Raw genomic sequence first — 20,472 nt, 5'->3', positions numbered from 1 at the left:
CTTGCGCTGCGATATCCAGCTCCACATCTGTAGTGAACACTACATATCTGGAGCGCGCAAATGCCCCCCTCCCAAAATACCTCCCGCGCCGGCCGTATCCGCCGCCTTCTCGGCGGCGTCGCCATCGTGGGCGCCCTCGCCGTAGCCGGCTCGATCGCGACCGGCCACTACTTCCATGCCGCCCAGGCGACCGCAACGGCGGCCGCGGCTGAACAGGCCGTCCCCGTGACGGTCGCGCTGATCGAGCCAAAGCAGACCGTGCTGTGGGATGACTTCTCCGGCCGGCTCGAGGCGATCCAACGCGTCGAGCTTCGTCCGCGCGTGGCCGGCGCGATCCTGTCGACCAACTTCACCGAAGGCGCGCTGGTGAAGGCCGGCGACCTGCTGTTCAAGATCGACCCAGCGCCTTATGCGGCCGAGGTCGACAAGGCCGCCGCCCAGCTCGAAGCTGCGAAAGCGCGCGTCGTCTTCACCCAGAGCGAGCTCGAGCGCGGTGCGCAGCTGGTCGGCAATGCCGTGGTCACCCGGCGTGACTACGACCAGCGCGACAACGCCAATCGCGAGGCGATCGCCAATGTGAAAGCCGCCGAAGCGACGCTCCAGACCGCAAAGCTCAATCTCGACTACACCGAGGTGCGCGCGCCGGTGGACGGCCGCGTCGGCAAGATCGAGATCACCGTCGGCAATCTCGTCGCCGCCGGCACCGCCTCCCCCGTGCTGACCACGCTGGTCTCGGTCAATCCGATCTATGCCTCCTTCGATGCCGATGAAGAGGTCGTGCTGCGCGCGCTGAACTCGATCGCAGATGCATCGGGCCAGCGCGGCAAGCTCGACCAGATCCCGGTGGAGATGGCGACGTCAGGCGGACTCTCGGCGAAGGGCCACATCCAGCTCATCGACAACCAGGTCAACGGCCAGAGCGGGACGATCCGTGTCCGCGCCGTGTTTGGGAACGAGGACGGACGTCTCATCCCCGGCCAGTTCGCCCGCGTGCGCATGGGACAGCCGAAGCAGCAGACATTGGTGATGATCGACGAGCGCGCGATCGGCACCGATCAAGACAAGAAGTTCGTGATGGCGGTCGGCGACGACAGCCGCGCGGTCTACCGGCCGATCACGCTCGGCGGCGCCGTCGATGGTCTTCGCATCGTCACTACCGGCCTGAAGCCCGGCGATCGCATCGTGGTCAACGGCCTGCAGCGCGTGCGCCCCGGCGCCCTCCTCAAGACCGAGGTCGCGGCGATGGGCGCGCGTGGACAACAGGCCTCGAACCACAGCAACCAGGACGTGGTGCAACGCTAGTCTAGTTACGTCATTCCGGGGCGCGCATAGCGCGAACCCGGAATCCAGCAGTTTGGAAACTCCGACCACCTCACCTCCAGATTCCGGGTTCGCGCGCTTAGCGCGCGCCCCGGAATGACGGGGGGAGTTGGCGGAGACACGCAGGATATTGCCCAGGGGCAAAGCCATGAATCTCTCAAAGTTCTTCATCGATCGTCCGATTTTCGCCGGCGTGCTGTCGGTCCTGATCTTCCTGGCCGGCCTGATCTCGCTGTTCGCGATGCCGATCTCGGAATATCCCGATGTCGTGCCGCCCTCCGTCGTGGTGCGCGCGACCTATCCCGGCGCAAACCCCAAGGTGATCGCGGAGACGGTGGCAACGCCGATCGAGGAGCAGATCAACGGCGTCGAGAACATGCTGTACATGTCGAGCCAAGCCACCACCGACGGCGCGATGACGCTGACGGTGACGTTCCGCCTCGGCACCGATCCTGACAAGGCGACGCAGCTGGTGCAGAACCGCGTGCAACAGGCCGAGCCGCGCCTGCCGGCCGTGGTGCGCCAGCTCGGCATCATCACCAAGAAGTCCTCGCCCGACCTCACCATGGTCGTGCATCTGCTGTCGCCGAACGGCCGCTACGACATGACGTATTTGCGCAACTACGCGGTGCTCAACGTCAAGGACCGCCTCGCGCGGATCGATGGTGTCGGCGACGTCCAGCTCTATGGCGCCGGCGACTATTCGATGCGCGTCTGGGTCGATCCGCAGAAGGCGGCGGAGCATGGGCTCACTGCAAGCGACATCGTCAAGGCGATCCAGGCGCAGAACGTCGAGGCCGCCGCCGGCGTGGTCGGATCCTCCCCGAACGTTAGGGGTATCGATCTCCAGCTCTCGGTCAATGCTGAGGGCCGGCTCGCCAACGAAGAACAGTTCGGCGACATCGTGGTCAAGACCGGCACCCGCGGCGAAGTCGTCCGCTTGCGCGACCTCGCGCGCATCGAGCTCGGGGCGTCCGAATACGGCCTGCGCTCGCTGCTCGACAACAAGCAGGCGGTGGCGATCCCGATCTTCCAGGCGCCCGGCTCCAATGCGCTGCAGATCTCCGACAACGTCCGCGCCACCATGAACGAGATCAAGAAGAACATGCCGGAGGGCGTGTCCTACCAGATCGTCTACGACCCCACCCAGTTCGTGCGCTCCTCGATCGAGGCCGTGATCCATACGCTGCTTGAAGCGATCGCGCTGGTGGTGCTGGTGGTGATCCTGTTCCTGCAGACCTGGCGCGCCTCGATCATCCCGCTGCTCGCGGTGCCGGTCTCGATCGTCGGCACCTTTGCGGTGATGCACGTGTTCGGCTTCTCCATCAACGCGCTCAGCCTGTTCGGCCTCGTGCTCGCGATCGGCATCGTCGTCGACGACGCCATCGTCGTGGTCGAGAACGTCGAGCGCAACATCGAAGCCGGGCTGTCGCCGCGCGATGCCACCTATCAGGCGATGCGCGAGGTCTCCGGTCCGATCATCGCCATCGCGATGGTGCTGATCGCCGTGTTCGTGCCGCTCGCCTTCATCTCCGGCCTCACCGGGCAGTTCTACAAGCAGTTCGCGCTGACCATCGCGATCTCGACCGTGATCTCGGCCGTCAACTCGCTGACGCTGTCGCCGGCGCTATCTGCCTTGTTGCTCAAGGGGCACAACGAGCCGAAGGACAAGCTCACGATCATCATGGAGAAGAGCCTTGGCTGGTTCTTCCGCCGCTTCAACCGGGCGTTCACCTACTCCTCGCAGAGTTACAGCGGCACCGTCACCAAGGTGATCTCGGGCAAGGCCGCGGTGATGGGGCTCTATGTGGTGCTCGTCGGCCTCACCGCCCTGCTGTTCCAGCAGGTGCCGAGCGGTTTCGTGCCGGGCCAGGACAAGCAATATCTGGTCGGCTTCGCGCGCCTGCCCGACGGCGCAACGCTCGACCGCACCGAAGAGGTGATCCGCAAGATGAGCGACGTCGCTCTGACCCAGCCCGGTGTCGAGAGCTCGGTTGCCTTCCCGGGCCTGTCGATCTCCGGCTTCACCAACTCCTCCAATGCCGGCATCGTGTTCTCGACGCTGAAACCGTTCGACGAGCGCAAGGGTCCGGAACTGAGCGGCAATGCCATCGCGGCCGAGCTGAACAAGAAATACGCCGGCATCCAGGAGGCCTTCATCGCCATGTTCCCGCCGCCGCCGGTCAACGGCCTCGGCACCATCGGTGGCTTCAAGCTGCAGATCGAGGATCGGGCGGGCCTGGGCTATGACGCGCTGAACGAGGCGACCAAGGCGTTCATGGCGGCGATGCAGAAGGCGCCGGAGATCGCCGGCGTGTTCTCGAGCTTCCAGGTCAACGTGCCCCAGCTGTTCGCCGACATCGACCGCACCAAGGCGCTGCAGCTGGGCGTGCCCGTGACGGAAGTGTTCAACACGCTGCAGATTTACCTCGGGTCCTACTACGTCAACGACTTCAACAAGTTTGGCCGCACCTACTCAGTCCGTGTTCAGGCCGACGCGCCGTTCCGCGCGCGCGCCGACGACATCAGGCAGCTGAAGGTGCGCTCCTCCTCGGGTGACATGGTGCCGCTGTCGGCGCTGCTCAAGATCCGCCAGAGCGCGGGGCCCGAGCGCGCGATCCGCTACAACGGCTTCCTGTCGTCCGACATCAACGCGGCGGCTGCGCCCGGCTTCTCCTCGGGACAGGCGCAGGAGGTGGCGACGCGGATCGCGGCGGAGGTGCTGCCGCCGGGCTTTGCCTTCGAATGGACCGACCTGACCTATCAGGAGTTCATCGCCGGCAATTCCGGCATCTGGGTGTTCCCGCTGGCGATCCTGCTGGTGTTCCTGGTGCTGGCCGCGCTCTATGAGAGCCTGACCCTGCCGCTCTCGATCATCATGATCGTGCCGATGGGCCTGCTCGCTGCCATGTTCGGCGTCTGGATCACCAAGGGCGACAACAACGTCTTCACCCAGATCGGACTCATCGTTCTCGTCGGCCTGTCCGCCAAGAACGCGATCCTGATCGTCGAATTCGCGCGCGAGCTCGAATTCGCAGGCCGCACGCCGTTCCGCGCGGCGATCGAAGCGAGCCGGCTGCGGTTGCGTCCGATCCTGATGACGTCGATGGCGTTCATCATGGGCGTGCTGCCGCTGGTGCTCTCGACCGGCGCCGGCTCGGAGATGCGGCGGGCGATGGGCGTTGCGGTGTTCTCCGGCATGATCGGCGTCACCGTGTTCGGCCTGTTCCTGACGCCGGTGTTCTATGTGCTGCTGCGGACCGTCACCGGCAACAAGCCGCTGGTGCATCACGGCAGCGACATCAGCGCGGCGCCGGTCCAGGGCGTGAGCCACGAGACCGGTCACTAAATCAGGGAAATCCCCGAGATCAGCAACAGAACGAGCACGGTCTTGCGAAAGACCGTCTCGTTGACGCGGTGAAAGGCGATCCCCCCTAGCGCGGAGCCGGCGAACAGCGCCGGCAGCCCGCTGCGGCCTGTTGCATGGACGCCGATCCTGACGGCCGGCGTCGACAAGTTACTTCCGGTTCTCCTCGCAGAACTTCAGCGCGGCGAGCGCCTCGCCGGCACGCGGAATCTGCATCTCGATGCTGTCGTCGTCATCCTCGAAATCGAGCGTGAGGCGCTTGGCCTTGGAGAGGCGGTCCATGATCGACTGGTCGTACTCGAAAATGCCGCGCACGGTGGTCTTGTCCATGACCTCCCACTTCGCCTTCTTCATGATCTCGGCGTCATCGGTGCCGACATCGGCCCGGAGGATCTCGCCGACCTTGTCCCATTCCCAGCCGTCGTAGATCATCACGATCACGATCGCCTTGTCGGAATAGGTGATGACGATGACGTAGTCGCGGTTCTCGTCCTCCTTGTCCTTGTAGCCGCGACTCGCATTGCAATGCGTGTCCTGGGTACGCTTCTCGATGGTCCAGTCGCCGACCTTGGATTGTTGCGCAAGCGCGGGCCTCGAGCTCAAGGCGGCTGCGCTCAAGGCGCCTGCGAGAATTCCGGCGGCGAGAAGAGATCGTTTCATGTCGGCCTCCAGCGCGTTCCCCGCGCCGAGATGACCATCTCTGCCGGCGGCTCGCAAGGGCTTCGGGCCGGTAAGGCGAACAGCGTCCCTACCCCCGTCGCGGCACGATCGCGATCGGGGTGAAGCTGTAAACCTCCTCGCCGTTCTGGTTGAACATCGTCCATTTCACCAGCGCGATGCCCTGCGGCTTCGACTTCGAAGGCGTCAGGCTCATGACCTCGCCGACCAGATGCAGGCGGTCGTTGGGCCGAACCGGCATGGTCCAGCGCAGCCCGTCGACACCGGCGCCGATCAGCGGATGTGGGCCGAAGGGGCGGGTCTGGATCGCGAGCTTCATGGCGATCGCGGCGGTGTGCCATCCCGAGGCAGCGAGCCCCTTGAACAGGGTCTCCTTCGCCGCCTCATGGTCGAGATGCATCGGCTGCGGATCGTACTCGGCGGCGAAGCGCTTGATGTCGGCCTCGGTGACCTGAACTTCCGGGGATTTGAACCGCATTCCGATGGTGAGATCGTCGAACCACTCGACCTGCGCCATGATTTTGCCTCGCAATTTGGTGCGCCGCTGCCGGGACCGCGCGACTCAAAGAATTTAGCGAAATTGCGATCTAACGGGTCCGCGGCGCACAAACCAGCCCGGGGTTCCCCCGCGAAACCTCTTTCCCGATGCGACGAAACACGCCTGAAACAGATCGCCGGTTAAGTCGTTGTCAAAATAAATACAGGGACGGCCACCATGCAATTTCTCCTCGACCTGATCTACGACTATGCCTGCTGCCAGAACCTCGTCGCGCAATCGCCACGGGAGGACGAGCTATGATCGAGCTGATCTCCGCCCTGCTCGGACTTTGCAGCATCGGCATCTTTGCGGCGCATGCGCTGGATGCCTATCGCACCACGCATTACTGAGCGCTTGCTCTTCGTTTGAGCATGATCTTTTCGGAAAACCGCAGCACACTTTGCGCTAACGCGGCCCTTCGGGTCCGGGTCATGCTCTAGAACGGCCGCCGGTAAAAATGCTCTGAATGCGTTGCCGGCGGAAACCGGTTGGCGAGCGCGAGCGCGGCCTTTTCATCCGTCTCGAGCGCGATCTTCTGCGCGAGCATCACGTCGCCGGGCACGAGGAAGCCTGAGGGGACGAAGCACCACCCCATCGTCGCGTGACCGGCGTCATCGACCTCGTGGACGTTGGCGGCCGTGCCATAATGAATGCGATACTTCTTGCCGGTATCGCAGCCGATGACGTCGAAATACCGGTGCTGCTCGAACTGTGCGCGTTGCGCCGGCGTCAGCCACTCGGCCAGAAGCCGGCGGCCCCGCGCATCGGGCGTGTTCTCGCCGAAGAAGCGCCGGTAGAGTTCGCGCAGCGCGTGCAAACGGGCACGCGCGGGCGCGCGGAACCACAATGCCGCGAACATGAGCAGCTCAGATCAGCCGCCGACCAAGCGGGGATAGAACAGCGTTTCCTGCGCGGTCGGATCGAACGACTTGATACGGGTGACTTCGCCGGGTCCGGTTCGGAAGGCGGCGGTGAAGCCGGCTCCGGTCAGCTCCCGAAAGCGCTGCTCGGCTCGCGCCAGCGCTTCGGCATTGCCAGGATCAAACTCGTGGCGGGTGTCGCCAGTCTGGTCCATCACGATCTGGGTTGCCATAGTTGAGTCTCCTCATGCCCAGCCCTGAAACGGATCAAAGCAAACCTCGTGCCGTCGGTTCCCGATAGCAACAACTTTCTCGCACCAGTGTATCACGCCTTGCTGAGCAAGAGCGTTTTTCTAGCGGAGCGGACGCCGGTTCGCGTGACGGGCTCTCGTCAGCGCGAGGCCGCCGCCCCTCCCCCCTCGTCAATCTGCCGGCCCATCAGCGCGATTGCCTTCTGATAGACGCCGGCAGCATTCCAGGCCTCGATCGCCGCGAAATTCGGTTCGCCCGGCTGGTAACCGGCTCCCGCACGCCAGCCATGGGCCTTGAGGAAATTGGCGGTCGAGTTCAATGCATTGGCGGCAACCTCGAGATTGCCGGTGCCATAAGCCAGGATGTTCTTGGGCATGAACTGGGTCTGGCCGACCTCGCCATGCATGGAGCCGCGGGTTGATCCCGACAGCGTGCCGCGGTCGATCAGCTTCAGCGCGGCATAGAGCTGGTCGGTGAAGAATTCGGGACGGCGGCAGTCATAGGCGAGCGTCGCGATCGAGGAGAGCATGTTCTGGTTGCCGCGCTGGCTGCCGAAGCCGGTCTCCATGCCCCAGATCGCGATCAGCGGCCCGGGCGGGACACCGTAACGCTGCTGGATCGAGGCAAACAGAGCGGCCTGCGACTGCTTGAGCTGCCGCCCCTTGGCGACGATGGTGGTGGCGCCGCGCTTGGCCAGGAACTGGTCGAGCGACAGCGAGAAGCTGCGCTGGCCGCGGTCGGCGGCGATGGTCGCGCTGGCGTAATTGGTTTGCATCAGGGCGCCGATTGCGGTCGGGCCGATGCCCTTTCCTTGCGCCTCCGCGCTGAACTCGCGCTTCCAGGCCTCGAAGCCGGCCGGCGAGCTGCCGCATTGCGCGGCCTCGGCCATGGGCACGGAGAGAAGCAGCGCGGTCGCGCCAATCACTGCCGTCGCGACTGTCCTGCCCATGACCATTGCCCGTTCCTCTCCCTGACTGCACGACCGGCTCGTGCGAGCGCATGATCCTACGCCCGTTGCAATCGCTCAAGTCCCGACAGATACAATCAATCCAAGCAAGGCCCTTGACACCGGCGCCTTACGTCCCCTCCGCGCCCAGTAGAAAATCCACCATGATGCTCTGGTGCTGCTGGTACATGTCCGTGCCGGTCCCGGTCACGCAGCCGATGCTGCGGGCAGCTGCGATGAACGGTGAAACTTCAGGCTTGGTGATGACGCAGCCGCAATAGGTCGACGACGAAAGCCGCGCGACGTCGACCGGCAGCGGGTCGCCATCCTTCATTCCGGCGGGGCTGGCATTGGCGACGAAGTCGAAGCCGGCCGGATCCGCAGAGCCGGCCCGCACCGACGCTTTGCCCAGCCTGTTGAGTTGGCCGACCAGTGTGTCACGGCGCTCGATTGCACTGTCATGGATCGCAAGCTCGCGGGCACCGGCCTCGACCAGCTCAAGTGCGATCGCCGATCCCGCACCGCCCGCACCGACCAGCAGCGCCCGCATGCCCTTCGGATCGATGCCCTTCGCCCGCGCCGCGCCGACGAAGCCGAGGCCGTCCACCATGTCGCCGTGCCATGAGCCGTCGGGACGCCGGCGCATCAGGTTCACGGTCCGCAGGAAATGCGCGCGCGCCGTCGCGCTCGCACAGGCCTGGTAGCAGGCGAATTTGTGCGGGATGGTCACGACAATGCCGTCGAGGTTCTTCAGCCGCCTTGCCACGGAGAGGAAGTCGGCCAAATCCCCTGGTGCCACCTGAACAGGCACGAGAATGCCGTCGTGCCCGCGCGCGGCAAAGGCGGCCGACACGCCAGCCGGCGAGCGCACCTGCGCGATGGGATCGCCGACGATGACGTGGAGCCGCGTGGCGCCTGTTGGAGCCGGGATCATGTCGCTCAAGCCCAGGCCTCCGCGGCCGTCCCGTAACTCAATTCCAGACCATCCAGATTGCCCTCCTTGCGCCATTTGTCGAGCAGCCGCAGGAACGCCACCGGTCCGCGCCAGTACTGGCTGTTTCTGGCCGCGATCGGATCGAACACGCCTTCATTGTTGTAATAGCCGGGCGTGCATTCGGCGAGATAGGTCTGACGGCCGATCGCGGCCTTGACCACCTCCTCGACCCAGGCGTTCTCGGCCGCGAGCGTCGGCTCCAGCGTCCGGGCGCCACGCTTGCGCGCCTGATCGATGACATAGGCGATGTGCTGCGACTGTTCGTCGATGATGTGCGGGAAGTTCGCGCTCTGGCCGGCCTGCACCGTGACGATCAGGAAGCAGTTCGGAAAGCCGCGGCTGTAGAAGCCGTGCATGGTCTTGACGCCGTCGCGCCAGCGCTCGGACAGGCTGATGCCGTCGCGGCCATAGACCTCAAAGCCCATGCGGCGGGCGTAGTCGGTGCCGACCTCGAAACCGCTGGCATAGATCAGGCAGTCGAGCTCATAGGCCTTGCCGTCGACCACGACCGCATTCTCGGTGATGCGCTCGACGCCCTGCCCTTTGGTATCGACGAGATGCACATTGGATTGATTAAAAGTGTCGAGATATTCGTCATGGAAGCACGGGCGCTTGCAGAACGCTTTATACCAGGGTTTTAGCGCCGCAGCGGCTGCTTCGTCCCTTACAACAGCGTCCACGCGGGCGCGGATCTCCTCCATCTTGCGATAGTCGGCCTGCTCGATGACCTTCAGCACCTCTTCCATCGAGGTCACCGGCTGCGGCTGCCGGCGCGGTGCCAGCAGGATCTCGCCGAGGAGACCGGTCCAGCCGTCCTGCACCAGATCCTTTTCGAACGGCTCGCCCGAGATCACGGCGGTGAAATTGTCCATGCGCTCGCGCTGCCAGCCGGGCTTGAGGCCCTGCACCCAGGCTTGGTCCGTCGGCCGGTCGTCGCGCACGCCGATTGCCGATGGCGTGCGCTGGAAGACATAAAGCTCCTTCGCGGAGCGGCCGAGATGCGGCACACATTGCACGGCGGTGGCGCCGGTGCCGATGATGCCAACGCGCTTGCCGGCAAGGCCCGTGAGATCACCCTCAGCGGTGCCGCCGGTGTAGGCGTAGTCCCAGCGGCTGGTATGGAAGCTGTGCCCCCTGAACGTCTCGATGCCGGGAATCCCCGGCAGCTTCGGCCGGCTCAGCGGACCGCCGGCCAGGATGACGAAGCGCGCGCGGATCTGGTCGCCGCGATCGGTCTCGACCAGCCAGCGCGCCTCCTGCTCCTGCCATTCCATGCGCGAGATGACGGTCTGAAACAGCGTGCGCTCATAGAGCAAGAAGTGCCGGCCGATGCGGCGGGAGTGCTCGTAGATCTCCGGCGCCCGCGCATATTTTCGCACCGGCATGTAGCCGGTCTCTTCCAGGAGTGGCAGGTAGATGTAGCTCTCGGTATCGCAGGCAGCTCCAGGATAGCGATTCCAGTACCAGGTACCGCCGAAATCGGCGGCCTTTTCCACGATACGAAAATCCGCGATGCCGGCTTCGCGCAGACGCGCGCCGCAGAGCAGGCCGCCAAAGCCGCCGCCGACGATCAGCACTTCGGTCTGCTCGCTGACGGCCTCGCGCGCAAAACCGGGATCGGCCCAGGGATCGTCGAGATAGCGGCCGAATTCGCCCGTGACCTCGACATACTGCGCCTTGCCCTCGGCGCGCAGACGGCGGTCGCGCTCGTCGCGATAGCGCGCACGGAGTGCGGAAATATCGACGGTAGATGAGCCGGCCGTACCGGTCTTGTGTCTTTCCGCTGACATTCATTTCCTCCACGGCGGACGCTGCTTCGCCGACAGCTCTCCTCAAATTAGCCCCGAAAAAGTGACGCATGCAATCACGTCCGCTGTTTTTTGCGTGAACGCCGCGTGACGTTCAGCTACCCTCGCGCAAATCACAAGCCTACGCCATGCAACGACATGGCGGCCCGGAGGAGACCATGCAGGGATTGATGATGGACATGCCGCTGCTGATCAGCGGCCTGATCCAGTACGCCGCCGATTATCACGGCGAAGCGGAGATCGTCGCGCGCGAGATCGAGGGCGACGTCCATCGCTACACCTATGCGGACGCGCATCCGCGCATCAAGCGCATGGCGCTAGCACTAAAGCGGCTCGGCATGAAGCACGGCGACCGCGTGGGCACGCTGGCCTGGAATACGCACCGGCATTTCGAGATGTTCTATGCGGCGCCGGGCATGGGCTACGTGCTGCACACCGTCAACCCGCGGCTATTTCCCGAGCAGCTCGTCTACATCATCAACCACGCCGAAGATCGCCTGCTGTTCATCGACCGCGCCACGCTGCCGATCGTGGAAGCGATCGCGCCGCAGCTGAGGACGGTCGAAGCCTATATCGTGATGTCCTCGCGCGAGCGGATGCCGGAGACGAAGCTTGCCAACGTCCATTGCTACGAGGAATTGCTGGGACGAGAGAACGACGCCGGGTTTGCCTGGCCGGAGTTCGACGAAAAGTCCGCGTCCACCATCTGCTACACCTCGGGCACGACCGGCAATCCCAAGGGCGTGATCTATTCGCACCGCGCCGCGATCCTGCAAACCATGACCTGCTGCAACTTCGACTTCCTGCCGGGCCATGTCGAAGGCGTGCGCGAAGTGATGATGCCGATGGCGCCGCTGTTTCACGGCAATGGCTGGAACATGCCGTTCACCGCGCCCTACACCGGCTCGAAGCTGGTGCTGCCCGGCCGCAACTACGAGCCCGACAAGCTGTACGAGCTGCTCGAAGGCGAGAAGGTGACGCTGTCGGCGGGCGTACCGAGCTTCTGGCTGATCCTGCTCGACTGGCTCGGTCGCACCGGCAACAAATTCTCGACGTTGCGCGCGACGTTGTCGTCGGGCTCGGCGCCGCCGCGCGCCATGGTCGAGAAGCTCAAGCGCGAGTACAATGTCGACTATATCCAGGCCTGGGGCATGACCGAGGCGCTGGGCTGCTCGATGCCGGGTCTGCGCCCCGGCTCGGAGCATCTCGGCGAGAAGGAGAAGTTCGACCGGCGCCAGGTCTCCGGCCGCGCCTGTTTCGGCACCGCTCTGCGCATCGTCGACGACGCCGGCAATGAGCTGCCGCGCGACGGCAAGACGGTCGGTCATTTGCGCGCCCGCGGGCCATGGGTCGCCTCCGGCTACATGAAGTTGGAGGAAGGCCTCGACCGCGACGGCTGGCTGATTACCGGCGACATGGCCGTGATCGACAGCCAAGGCCACGTCACGCTGACCGACCGCTCCAAGGACGTGATCAAGTCCGGCGGCGAATGGATCTCCTCGATCCAGCTCGAGGATATCGCCTTGTCGCATCCCGACGTGCTGCAAGCCGCCGTCGTCGCCATCGCGCATGAGAAATGGCAGGAGCGCCCCCTGCTCCTCGTCGTCCGCAAGAAGGGCGCCACCGTCGACGGCAAGACGCTGCTCGAGCACATGCGGCCGAAGATCGCGAGCTGGTGGCTGCCCGACGCCGTCGAATTCCTCGACGAATTCCCGATGACCGGCACCGGCAAGGTGCTGAAATCGGCGTTGCGCGAGAAATTTAGGGAGTACCGCGTCGCATGACGGCACCCGACCGCGTGCGGACAATTCAGCGCGCGGTTTTTATCTTTTGGTCAATTCGGGAGCGATATCTTGAGGCCTCGCTCACCTTGGATCGAGGACATCATGACGTTTTCCGGATTGGGCATGCATCTCGGCAATCTGTCGCGCCTGTCGAATGCGCTGACGCGCTCGATCAGCCCGGAGAACTTCACCGGCGAGAAGGGCAAAGGCGGCATGTCCGTCGACGGCCCCGCCGCGCGTCAGGCCCGCGATCTCGGCCAGGGCTGGAAGGTCTCGCCTTACGTCGTCATCGAGCCCGGCACGACCTTCACGCTCGCCGACATCGAGGGCCAGGGCGCGATCCAGCAGATCTGGATGACGCTGGCGCGCGGACGTCTGCGCCATTCGATCCTGCGCGTCTACTGGGATGACCAAACGCTGCCGAGCGTGGAATGTCCGGCCGGCGATTTCTTCGCCTGCGGGTGGGAGGAGTTCGCGCAGGTCTCCTCGCTCGCGGTCTGCGTCAATCCCGGCCGCGCCTTCAACTGCTACTGGGAAATGCCGTTCCGCAAACGCGCGCGCTTCACGCTGGAGAACCGCAGCGAGGAGCAGCTCACGATCTACTACCAGATCAACTACACGCTGACCGATGTGCCTGAGGACTGCGCCTATTTCCATGCCCAATTCCGCCGCACCAACCCGCTTCCTTTCAAGGAGGTCTACACCATCCTCGATGGCGTCAAGGGCACAGGCCACTATGTCGGCACCTACATGGCCTGGGGCGTCCACAACAATGGCTGGTGGGGCGAAGGCGAGATCAAGTTCTTCATCGACGGCGACGGAGCGTTCCCGACCATCTGCGGCACCGGCACCGAGGACTATTTCTGCGGCGCCTACAATTTCGATCCCCATGTCGCCCATGCCAGCCAGGGTCCTGCACAGCAATCGCGCTATCAGGAGTTCACCACGCCCTATGCCGGTCTGCCGCAGGTGATCCGCCCCGACGGCGTCTACCGATCGCAGCAGCGCTTTGGCCTCTATCGCTGGCACATCCCCGATCCCGTCCGCTTCCGAAGCGATCTGCGCGTGACGATCCAGGCGCTGGGCTGGCTGCCCGGCGCGAGGGACGGAAAATATCTTCCGTTACAGGACGACATCGCCTCGGTCGCGTTCTGGTACCAGATGCTGCCGACGGCGCCCTTCCCGACGCTGCCCGGGCCGGACTATCTGGAAATCGCCTAGCCGCGGTTGCTGTCCGATCAAGGAGACGAAAGAATGCTCTATCCGATGTCGCCCAAAGTCGTTGAGCTCAAGCGCAAGCTCGAAAGTTTCATGGACCGGCACATCTATCCGAACGAGGAACGCTTCTATCGCGAGGCCGAAGAGCTCGGACCGTGGAAGGTCTATCCCGTCGTCGAGGAGCTGAAGCCGCTGGCGCGCGCTGAGGGTCTCTGGAATCTGTTTCTACCGGAGTCCGGCCACGGCGCCGGGCTCACCAATCTCGAATATGCTCCGCTCTGCGAGGTGATGGGCCGCTCGCACCTTGCGCCCGAAGTGTTCAACTGCTCCGCGCCCGACACCGGCAACATGGAGGTGCTGGAACGCTACGGCTCGGAGAAGGACAAGGAGCGCTGGCTGAAGCCGCTGCTCGCGGGTGAAATCCGCTCCTGCTTCGCCATGACCGAGCCGGCGGTCGCCTCGTCCGACGCGACCAACATCGAGAGCTCGATCGTGCGCGACGGCGACCATTACGTCATCAACGGCCGCAAATGGTACACGACGAATGCGACCGACCCGCGCTGCAAGATCTGCATCTTCATGGGCAAGACCGATCCTGACAATCCGGATCGCCACAAGCAGCAATCCATGGTCCTGGTGCCGATGGACACGCCGGGCATCGAGGTCAAGCGACCCCTGCCCGTGTTCGGCTTCTACGGCGTGCCGGACCGCGCCTCGGAAGTCGTCTTCACCAATGTGCGGGTGCCCAAGGAGAACATGTTGCTCGGCGAAGGTCGCGGTTTCGAGATCGCGCAGGGCCGCCTCGGCCCCGGCCGCATCCATCACTGCATGCGCCTGATTGGCCTTGCCGAACGCACGCTGGAAAAGATGTGCCGCCGCGTCCGCAGCCGCATCGCCTTCGGCAAGCCGGTCTCGGAGCAGACGGTGACGCAGGAGCGCATCGCGGAAGCCCGCATCATGATCGAGCAGGCCCGGCTGCTGACGCTGAACGCGGCTTACGCGATGGACACGGTCGGCAACAAGGTCGCGAAAGCCGAGATCGCGATGATCAAGGTCGCCGTGCCGAACATGGCCTGCCAGATCATCGACTGGGCGATCCAGGCGCACGGTGGTGGCGGCACCTCGAACGATTTCGGTTTGACGCAGGCTTATGCCACCGCGCGCCTGCTGCGTCTTGCCGACGGACCGGACGAGGTGCATCGGAATCAGATCGCGCGATTCGAGCTGAGGAAATACTCGAATGTCTAAGCCGATGCTGGCGCGTCAGTACTAGAGGCTGCGCAAGGGGATCGGCGTCTAGTCGAAGCTCGGCGGCTCCTGGATGGGCGCAGATACATTCTGATTCAAAATCGCTTCGAGCATCGCTCCGAAAATGATGATCGGCAGATAGAACGCAAGCATGATCGTATTCCTCCTGCTGTGACAACCCTGGCTCGCAGGGCCAGGTTCCTCAAATTGACGCTCGCCCGCCTCGGAACATTTTCGGCGCTTACCGAGCTACCGACGAAACCGAATCGCAGGCCGTATCAAGAACGCATCGCGTCAATCGCATGGGCGATCAGAACGACAGCGCTTGCGGCAATGAGAAACACAAACAACCAGCTCACGTCCGCCTCCGATCCCGGAGTGAACGCGTTCATCCATGCACAGTCAAAAACCATCGCTCTGGAACCGCAATTCCGCGGCTCGCTGATGCTTCGCAGCAACAATTGCATCTGCTATCGGCGCTATCGGCAGAACGCCAAAAGGAGCAACGCGGCGACGACACAGGCTGCTAGGACTAAAAACCAAACGCCCATACAGTCCCCCGACTCAACACACGCGAGTCAGGATTAGCCTTAAGATTTGGCATTGAAACGCTTGTCGCCGGTTTTCCCCAGGCCAAGCGCGATCATCTGCTCGCTGCGTTAGTCCAATACCTCCACCGTCGCGGAACGTCCCGCCACCAGTGACAAGGCTTCAGGCACCGGGTCCAGCGCAATGCGCACCGGCACGCGTTGCGCCAGCCGCACCCAGCTAAACGTCGGGTTGACGTTGGCGAGCATGCTCGCGCCTTCCGCGCGGTCGCGATCCTCGATCCCGGCGGCGATGCTTTCGACGTGACCAGTGAGCGTGGTCTTCTCGCCCATCAAACGCACCTGCACCTTGTCGCCGATGCGGATGCGCGCGAGCTTTGTCTCCTCGAAATAGCCTTCGACATGCAGCGTGTCGGTGTCGACCAGGGCCATCACGCCCTTCCCGGCGGTGACATAGGCACCGGGGCGCAGATCCATGTTGGTGATCACCCCGTTCACGGAGGCGCGGACCTCGCTGCGGTCGAGGTTGAGCTGCGCCACCGCGCGGTCGGCGACGGCCGCATCGAAGGCCGCCTTGGCCTGCAGCTGGGTGGCCAGCACCTGCTCCTGCTTCTGCTGCGACACCGCATCGGTCGTGAGCGTGCTGTAGCGCTTCAGATCGGCATTGGCCTGGTCGAGCGTCGCCTGATGGCCGGCCACCGACGCATCGGCCTGCCGCAGCGCCAGCGCAAACCGCTCGCGGTCGATCCGGAACAACACGTCGCCGCGACGGACCTTCTGGTTGTCCTTGACCAGCACCTCGGTGACGAAGCCGGAGACATCGGGCGCGACCTGGACCACATCGGCGCGCACGCGGCCGTCACGGGTCCACGGCGATTCCATGTAGTAGACCCAGAGCTCGCGTCCGACGACGAGCGCAAGCATGACGGCAATGACGGTCAGCGCGATGCGTCCGAACCAGGCAAGATTCCCCTTCATGTGAGGTACTCCGAGAGATAGACGACGCCGCCGAGCAGGCAGACGAAGATGGCAAAATCGAACAGCGCGCGGTGCCAGACCAGCCGGTAGAGGTCGAAGCGCTGCATCAGCCGGCGCAAAAGCGCGCTGAGGACGTAGGCGATGATGATCCACAGCAGCAGCGCCGGCACCAGCACACCGTAGATGTCGATCACATATCTCATGCCGCAACACTCTCTGCGCGCGGCCGATAGGCCGGCGCGTCCGGAAACAGGCCGCGGCGGATACCGACGAGACCGATCAGGGCGTCTTCGCGCGCGCTGTCATTGGGATCCTTGACTGCCTGGGCCAGTGCCCGATCGACGCTCGTGAGCAGCTGGGTCGGCATGCCATTCCCCGCATAGTTGCGGCAGGCCATGGCGAGCTGGTCGAGCATGTCGTCGATGACGGCAATGGTGGAGGCCGCAAGCCCGTAACGGGCGCGGCGCAGGTCGATGATGTTGATGCCGATGCGGAGCTGGACCAGGCTGTCGGCGTCGCGGCGATCGCTTTCCGAGAGGAACGCGATACGCTGCACCAGGAGCCCGAGCCGGTGCAGCATGAGGCCTGCGAACTCCGCGCGGTCGCGCTTGCCGCGGCGTTCGGCAGCGACCGCGAGCGTCTTCCAGTTCGACAGCACCAGGCGATTGGCGATCCATTCGGCGCCCACCCCGCGCGCAATCCGCGTCACCAGCTCGGCGATGACGACACCGACGAAGAAGGCGACGGCCGAATTGGCATAGGCCGCAAAATCCGCGCTGTAGGTCGATTGCAGCGCCAACAGCGTCGCGGTGTTCGCCGCGAGCGCCATGCCGGTGCCCGCCGTCGCCGGCCGGCTGATCAGGAAGCCATAAACGAGGAAGGTCGGCGCCAGCGCGACGATCAGGACCTCGAGATGGGAGATCGCGGGCACCAGCGCGAACAGATAGACCGCAACGACGACGATCGCGACCAACGACCACATGCCAAAGCTGCGGATGAAACGCGCCGGCTCGTCCTGCGCGGCGAAGAACGAGCAGGCGACCGCCGCCATCATCGGCGCCGACGCGCCGTCCGGCCAGCCGGTGCCGATCCAGAATGCGCAGCAGATCAGGATGGCCGTGGCGGCGCCGGCCGCCGACCACAGCGCAAGGCCGCGATCTCTGTGGCGCGCCGGCGCGGCGCCGGCCTCGGAATGGAAGGCCAGATCGATGGTCGAGACGTTGCGGTTCGCGGCGATCGCCTCGGTCAGCTCACGGCAGTCGCGCGAGAGGTCGACGAGTTCGCGCAGCCGCAACAGCAGGCTTGTGGTGATGATCCGTTCCCAGTCAGCGCTGTCGTCGAGCACCGCCTGCTGCTCCGCGATCGCGGTGCGGATCCGGTCGGCCGGTTGCCGTGCGCTGACGTCGCTCACGATCCATTGCGCGATGTCTCCCAGCAGTCGCTCCAGCTCGGGCTGCCGCCGCATTGCTTCCTCGCCCAGTGCAGCCAGCCGGTCCTCGAGCGAAGCGATCACCGGCAGCAGCGTCAACATCCGGAGCCGGATTTCGCCAAGGCCCGTCACCGCGTTGCGGTCGGTTAGGCGGTCATAAGCAAGATGGGTCGAGAGCGTGTCGATCTCGACGATGTCGGTCGCAAGCTTGAGACGCTTGCTGCGGCGAAATTCGTCATTGCCCTCTCGCAGCAGCACCGCCTGGCTCAGGCGGCGCGCATCCAATAGCCATGTGTCGACGCGATGGGCGACCGCAGGCGCGACGCTGCGGGGAAACACGATGGTCGAGACCAGGCTGGCGCAGATGATGCCGAGCGAGATTTCCTCGAGCCTTGCCACCGCGGTGTCGAAGATGGCACCGGGCTCGGACACCGAGGGGAAGCCGATCAGCGCCACCGTGTACCCGGCCAGCATGAAGACATAGCTGCGCGGCGTGCCGTCGAGCAGCGACAGATAGAGACAAAGCCCGACCCACAGCGCGATGGCGAGACAGAGCAGCTCCGGCGCGTCGATCAGGTTCGGCACCAGCACCACGGTCATGACGGCCCCGACCAGCGTGCCCATCACGCGGAAGAAGGCCTTGGAGCTGGTGGCCCCCGCCAGCGGCTGCGAGGTGATGTAGACGGTCGCCATCGCCCAATAGGGCCGCGGCAGGTCCATCGCGAGCGCGATGACGAGCGCCAGCATCGACGCGGCGAACGTCTTCAAAGCAAAAATGAGGTCCGCGTGGCGGACCAGGAACGGCTCGTCTGCGCGCATGGCTATTTCGCCTCGGGACCAGTCTTCTCAGGACCAGTCTTCTCAAGACCGATCTTGGGCTCTTGCAGGCGACTGGCCCGCTGTTCGATGCGCTGAAGAGTCTCGAATGTTATCGCAAGTTCCTCGGGCCCGATATCCTTCAGGAGGCTGGCCCGCACCCGGCGCAGCACCCGGTTGGTCTCCTCGACCTTGGCCGCGCCCGCTTTCGTCAAATGTAACGTTTTGGCACGACGGTCGGTGGGATCTTCCCGGCGTTCGACCAGACCCTCGGCCTGGAGCAGATCGATCAGGCGCACCAGCGAGGGCCCCTCGATGCCGAGCTCATCCGCGAGCACGCCTTGCCGGACATTCTCGCCCTGGCGCGACAGCACAAGAAGCGGAATCGCGGTCGCATAGGACAGGCCGTGCTTGGACAGGGCAGTGTCGGACTCGCGCCGCCACATCCGGCCCAGGCGCGTGATGAGCCGACCGATTTCGGCGTGGATGTGAGCCTGCGACGGCGCCATGCCGATTAGATAGGAAGCTATCTATTCGTTCACAATCTAAAGCCGATCACGAAATGGCGACCGGGCCTAGTGGAGCTCCCGAACGCCGGCGCGCCGCCCGAGCGACACGCCGCGCGCCAGCACCCTCGCCTCACTTCACCAGATACACGTCCGGATCGGCGCTCGAGCTCGGGGTCTTGAAGGCGCTGCGCAGGGCCGGCGACATCGGGACGTTGTAGTTGAGGCCGTTCGGCGGCGTCGGCGACTCCAGCCACTTCCTGTAGAGCACCTCGATCTCCGGGCTCGCATAGAGCTCCGCGGTGGCGCGATCGGCCAGCGCCTTGAACGGTGCATCCTCCCGCCGCAGCATGATGCCGTAGGGCTCGGGCTTCGAGAACGTCTCCTCGCTGATCATGAACGCTTGCGGCTCCTTCGAGCGCGCGATCGCGACCGCGAGCTGGACGTCGTCGAGCGCGTAGGCCTGGGCCCGGTCGGTCTCCAGCAACAGGAACGCCTCGGCCTGGTCCTTGGCCGGCATTATGTTGATGCCGAGATTGCGCTCGGTGTTGACCTTGGCGAGCTGCGTCAGGTTGACCGAGCCGGCCACCGCCGTGACCGCCTTGCCCTTGAGATCGTCGATGGTGTTGATCTTCGCCGCCCTCCTGGCCGCGAACCGCGTCGCGCTGAGGAAGTGCGTGTTGGTGAAGGCAACTTGCTTCTGGCGGTCGGCGTTGTTGGTGGTTGCAGAACAATGCAGGTCGAGCGTGCCGTTGACCATCAGCGGGATGCGGTTCGACGACGTCACCGCGAGGGTCTCGACGGAAATGTCGGGCATGTTGAGCTGCTTCTTCACGGCATCGACGATCCTGAGGCAGATGTCCATGGCAAAGCCGACCGGCTTCTGGTTGCCGTCGAGATAGCTGAACGGGACCGAGGCTTCCTGATAGCCCAGCGTGATCTTTTTGGTCTCCTTCACCTTCTGGAGCGTGCCCGTGAGGTCTTCGGCCGAAGCCGCGCCCGCAAGACAAGTCACGGCCAGAAGAATGGTGGGTAGACGCATCGGAGGGCTCCTCAAGGGGGTCTTCGACGGATGTCGAGACGCAATCGCGGAGCTGATAGCGTATAGACGCATCGGGCGCCAGACGAGGCAGGGTTTACCAGCTATCGCCTTTTTATATACATCCCGGCGGGGCGAGCCGC

18 protein-coding genes are annotated in these 20,472 nt (G+C 64.4%); 5 read left to right on the top strand and 13 right to left on the bottom strand.

The features are described from left to right. The first annotated feature begins 60 nt into the window (after positions 1 to 60). Together ACVJ19_RS26185 and ACVJ19_RS26180 are read left to right on the top strand one after the other, a co-directional pair. Positions 61 to 1,302, top strand: a complete 1,242-nt coding sequence (locus ACVJ19_RS26185) for an efflux RND transporter periplasmic adaptor subunit (protein WP_453951983.1) — start codon at positions 61 to 63, stop codon at positions 1,300 to 1,302. 166 nt (positions 1,303 to 1,468) lie between these two features. Further along, positions 1,469 to 4,669: an efflux RND transporter permease subunit gene (locus ACVJ19_RS26180; RefSeq protein WP_453951982.1), complete on the top strand. Its 3,201-nt coding sequence runs from the start codon at positions 1,469 to 1,471 to the stop codon at positions 4,667 to 4,669. Here ACVJ19_RS26180 and ACVJ19_RS26175 read toward each other — a convergent pair. From ACVJ19_RS26175 to ACVJ19_RS26140, 8 genes are all read right to left on the bottom strand, one after another. Continuing rightward, on the bottom strand, positions 4,666 to 4,836 hold the full coding sequence (locus tag ACVJ19_RS26175) for a hypothetical protein (RefSeq protein ID WP_453951981.1): 171 nt from the start codon (positions 4,834 to 4,836) through the stop codon (positions 4,666 to 4,668). The genes ACVJ19_RS26180 and ACVJ19_RS26175 overlap by 4 nt on opposite strands. 1 nt (position 4,837) lies before the next feature. Beyond that, the gene (locus tag ACVJ19_RS26170) at positions 4,838 to 5,347 is read right to left on the bottom strand and encodes a hypothetical protein (RefSeq protein ID WP_453951980.1); all 510 of its coding nucleotides are present in this window, start codon (positions 5,345 to 5,347) and stop codon (positions 4,838 to 4,840) included. 88 nt (positions 5,348 to 5,435) lie between these two features. After that, on the bottom strand, positions 5,436 to 5,882 hold the full coding sequence (locus tag ACVJ19_RS26165; protein WP_453951979.1) for a MaoC family dehydratase: 447 nt from the start codon (positions 5,880 to 5,882) through the stop codon (positions 5,436 to 5,438). A gap of 457 nt (positions 5,883 to 6,339) precedes the next feature. Then, the gene (locus ACVJ19_RS26160) at positions 6,340 to 6,762 is read right to left on the bottom strand and encodes a hypothetical protein (protein ID WP_453951978.1); all 423 of its coding nucleotides are present in this window, start codon (positions 6,760 to 6,762) and stop codon (positions 6,340 to 6,342) included. A 12-nt stretch (positions 6,763 to 6,774) separates the two neighbouring features. Next, entirely contained in the window at positions 6,775 to 6,996 is a 222-nt protein-coding gene (locus tag ACVJ19_RS26155; protein ID WP_008137329.1) for a hypothetical protein, read from the bottom strand. 158 nt (positions 6,997 to 7,154) lie between these two features. Continuing rightward, complete coding sequence (locus ACVJ19_RS26150; protein WP_453951977.1) at positions 7,155 to 7,970, bottom strand: lytic murein transglycosylase; 816 nt, start codon at positions 7,968 to 7,970, stop codon at positions 7,155 to 7,157. Positions 7,971 to 8,091: 121 nt separating this feature from the next. Continuing rightward, entirely contained in the window at positions 8,092 to 8,895 is an 804-nt protein-coding gene (locus ACVJ19_RS26145; protein ID WP_453955210.1) for a shikimate dehydrogenase family protein, read from the bottom strand. A gap of 5 nt (positions 8,896 to 8,900) precedes the next feature. Then, positions 8,901 to 10,745: a flavin-containing monooxygenase gene (locus tag ACVJ19_RS26140; protein WP_453951976.1), complete on the bottom strand. Its 1,845-nt coding sequence runs from the start codon at positions 10,743 to 10,745 to the stop codon at positions 8,901 to 8,903. A 176-nt stretch (positions 10,746 to 10,921) separates the two neighbouring features. On the opposite strand from ACVJ19_RS26140, the gene ACVJ19_RS26135 reads away from it, so the two are divergent. The 3 genes from ACVJ19_RS26135 to ACVJ19_RS26125 all read left to right on the top strand — a co-directional run bounded on the left by ACVJ19_RS26135 (position 10,922) and on the right by ACVJ19_RS26125 (position 15,013). Continuing rightward, positions 10,922 to 12,547 carry a long-chain fatty acid--CoA ligase gene (locus ACVJ19_RS26135; protein WP_453951975.1) on the top strand — a complete coding sequence of 542 codons (1,626 nt, stop codon included), beginning with the start codon at positions 10,922 to 10,924 and terminating at the stop codon, positions 12,545 to 12,547. A 102-nt stretch (positions 12,548 to 12,649) separates the two neighbouring features. Next, on the top strand, positions 12,650 to 13,768 hold the full coding sequence (locus tag ACVJ19_RS26130; RefSeq protein ID WP_453951974.1) for a glycoside hydrolase family 172 protein: 1,119 nt from the start codon (positions 12,650 to 12,652) through the stop codon (positions 13,766 to 13,768). 33 nt (positions 13,769 to 13,801) lie between these two features. Beyond that, positions 13,802 to 15,013, top strand: a complete 1,212-nt coding sequence (locus ACVJ19_RS26125; RefSeq protein WP_453951973.1) for an acyl-CoA dehydrogenase family protein — start codon at positions 13,802 to 13,804, stop codon at positions 15,011 to 15,013. Positions 15,014 to 15,672: 659 nt separating this feature from the next. Here ACVJ19_RS26125 and ACVJ19_RS26120 read toward each other — a convergent pair. The 5 genes from ACVJ19_RS26120 to ACVJ19_RS26100 all read right to left on the bottom strand — a co-directional run bounded on the left by ACVJ19_RS26120 (position 15,673) and on the right by ACVJ19_RS26100 (position 20,332). Then, the gene (locus ACVJ19_RS26120) at positions 15,673 to 16,539 is read right to left on the bottom strand and encodes an efflux RND transporter periplasmic adaptor subunit (protein WP_453951972.1); all 867 of its coding nucleotides are present in this window, start codon (positions 16,537 to 16,539) and stop codon (positions 15,673 to 15,675) included. Beyond that, entirely contained in the window at positions 16,536 to 16,742 is a 207-nt protein-coding gene (locus ACVJ19_RS26115) for a DUF1656 domain-containing protein (RefSeq protein WP_211403254.1), read from the bottom strand. The genes ACVJ19_RS26120 and ACVJ19_RS26115 overlap by 4 nt, the downstream gene beginning before the upstream one ends. Beyond that, positions 16,739 to 18,787 carry an FUSC family protein gene (locus tag ACVJ19_RS26110; protein ID WP_453951971.1) on the bottom strand — a complete coding sequence of 683 codons (2,049 nt, stop codon included), beginning with the start codon at positions 18,785 to 18,787 and terminating at the stop codon, positions 16,739 to 16,741. The genes ACVJ19_RS26115 and ACVJ19_RS26110 overlap by 4 nt, the downstream gene beginning before the upstream one ends. A gap of 2 nt (positions 18,788 to 18,789) precedes the next feature. After that, a complete protein-coding gene (locus ACVJ19_RS26105) occupies positions 18,790 to 19,293 on the bottom strand; it encodes a MarR family winged helix-turn-helix transcriptional regulator (protein WP_453951970.1) in 504 nt (167 codons plus the stop codon). A gap of 130 nt (positions 19,294 to 19,423) precedes the next feature. Further along, positions 19,424 to 20,332 (bottom strand): amino acid ABC transporter substrate-binding protein, encoded by a 909-nt coding sequence (locus tag ACVJ19_RS26100; RefSeq protein ID WP_453951969.1) that lies wholly within the window; start codon positions 20,330 to 20,332, stop codon positions 19,424 to 19,426. Positions 20,333 to 20,472: the final 140 nt, after the last annotated feature.

This window comes from Bradyrhizobium sp. USDA 376 (assembly GCF_054063675.1).
Note: the sequence above shows the minus strand (reverse complement) of the source record. Positions and strands in the feature narration are given on the sequence as shown.

Coding starts and splice junctions, on each gene's coding strand:
- ACVJ19_RS26185 (WP_453951983.1), top strand. CDS start 61: ATGCCCCCCTCCCAAAATACCTCCCGCGCCGGCCGTATCCGCCGCCTT.
- ACVJ19_RS26180 (WP_453951982.1), top strand. CDS start 1,469: ATGAATCTCTCAAAGTTCTTCATCGATCGTCCGATTTTCGCCGGCGTG.
- ACVJ19_RS26170 (WP_453951980.1), bottom strand. CDS start 5,347: ATGAAACGATCTCTTCTCGCCGCCGGAATTCTCGCAGGCGCCTTGAGC.
- ACVJ19_RS26165 (WP_453951979.1), bottom strand. CDS start 5,882: ATGGCGCAGGTCGAGTGGTTCGACGATCTCACCATCGGAATGCGGTTC.
- ACVJ19_RS26160 (WP_453951978.1), bottom strand. CDS start 6,762: ATGTTCGCGGCATTGTGGTTCCGCGCGCCCGCGCGTGCCCGTTTGCAC.
- ACVJ19_RS26155 (WP_008137329.1), bottom strand. CDS start 6,996: ATGGCAACCCAGATCGTGATGGACCAGACTGGCGACACCCGCCACGAG.
- ACVJ19_RS26150 (WP_453951977.1), bottom strand. CDS start 7,970: ATGGTCATGGGCAGGACAGTCGCGACGGCAGTGATTGGCGCGACCGCG.
- ACVJ19_RS26145 (WP_453955210.1), bottom strand. CDS start 8,895: ATGATCCCGGCTCCAACAGGCGCCACGCGGCTCCACGTCATCGTCGGC.
- ACVJ19_RS26140 (WP_453951976.1), bottom strand. CDS start 10,745: ATGTCAGCGGAAAGACACAAGACCGGTACGGCCGGCTCATCTACCGTC.
- ACVJ19_RS26135 (WP_453951975.1), top strand. CDS start 10,922: ATGCAGGGATTGATGATGGACATGCCGCTGCTGATCAGCGGCCTGATC.
- ACVJ19_RS26130 (WP_453951974.1), top strand. CDS start 12,650: ATGACGTTTTCCGGATTGGGCATGCATCTCGGCAATCTGTCGCGCCTG.
- ACVJ19_RS26125 (WP_453951973.1), top strand. CDS start 13,802: ATGCTCTATCCGATGTCGCCCAAAGTCGTTGAGCTCAAGCGCAAGCTC.
- ACVJ19_RS26120 (WP_453951972.1), bottom strand. CDS start 16,539: ATGAAGGGGAATCTTGCCTGGTTCGGACGCATCGCGCTGACCGTCATT.
- ACVJ19_RS26115 (WP_211403254.1), bottom strand. CDS start 16,742: ATGAGATATGTGATCGACATCTACGGTGTGCTGGTGCCGGCGCTGCTG.
- ACVJ19_RS26110 (WP_453951971.1), bottom strand. CDS start 18,787: ATGCGCGCAGACGAGCCGTTCCTGGTCCGCCACGCGGACCTCATTTTT.
- ACVJ19_RS26105 (WP_453951970.1), bottom strand. CDS start 19,293: ATGGCGCCGTCGCAGGCTCACATCCACGCCGAAATCGGTCGGCTCATC.
- ACVJ19_RS26100 (WP_453951969.1), bottom strand. CDS start 20,332: ATGCGTCTACCCACCATTCTTCTGGCCGTGACTTGTCTTGCGGGCGCG.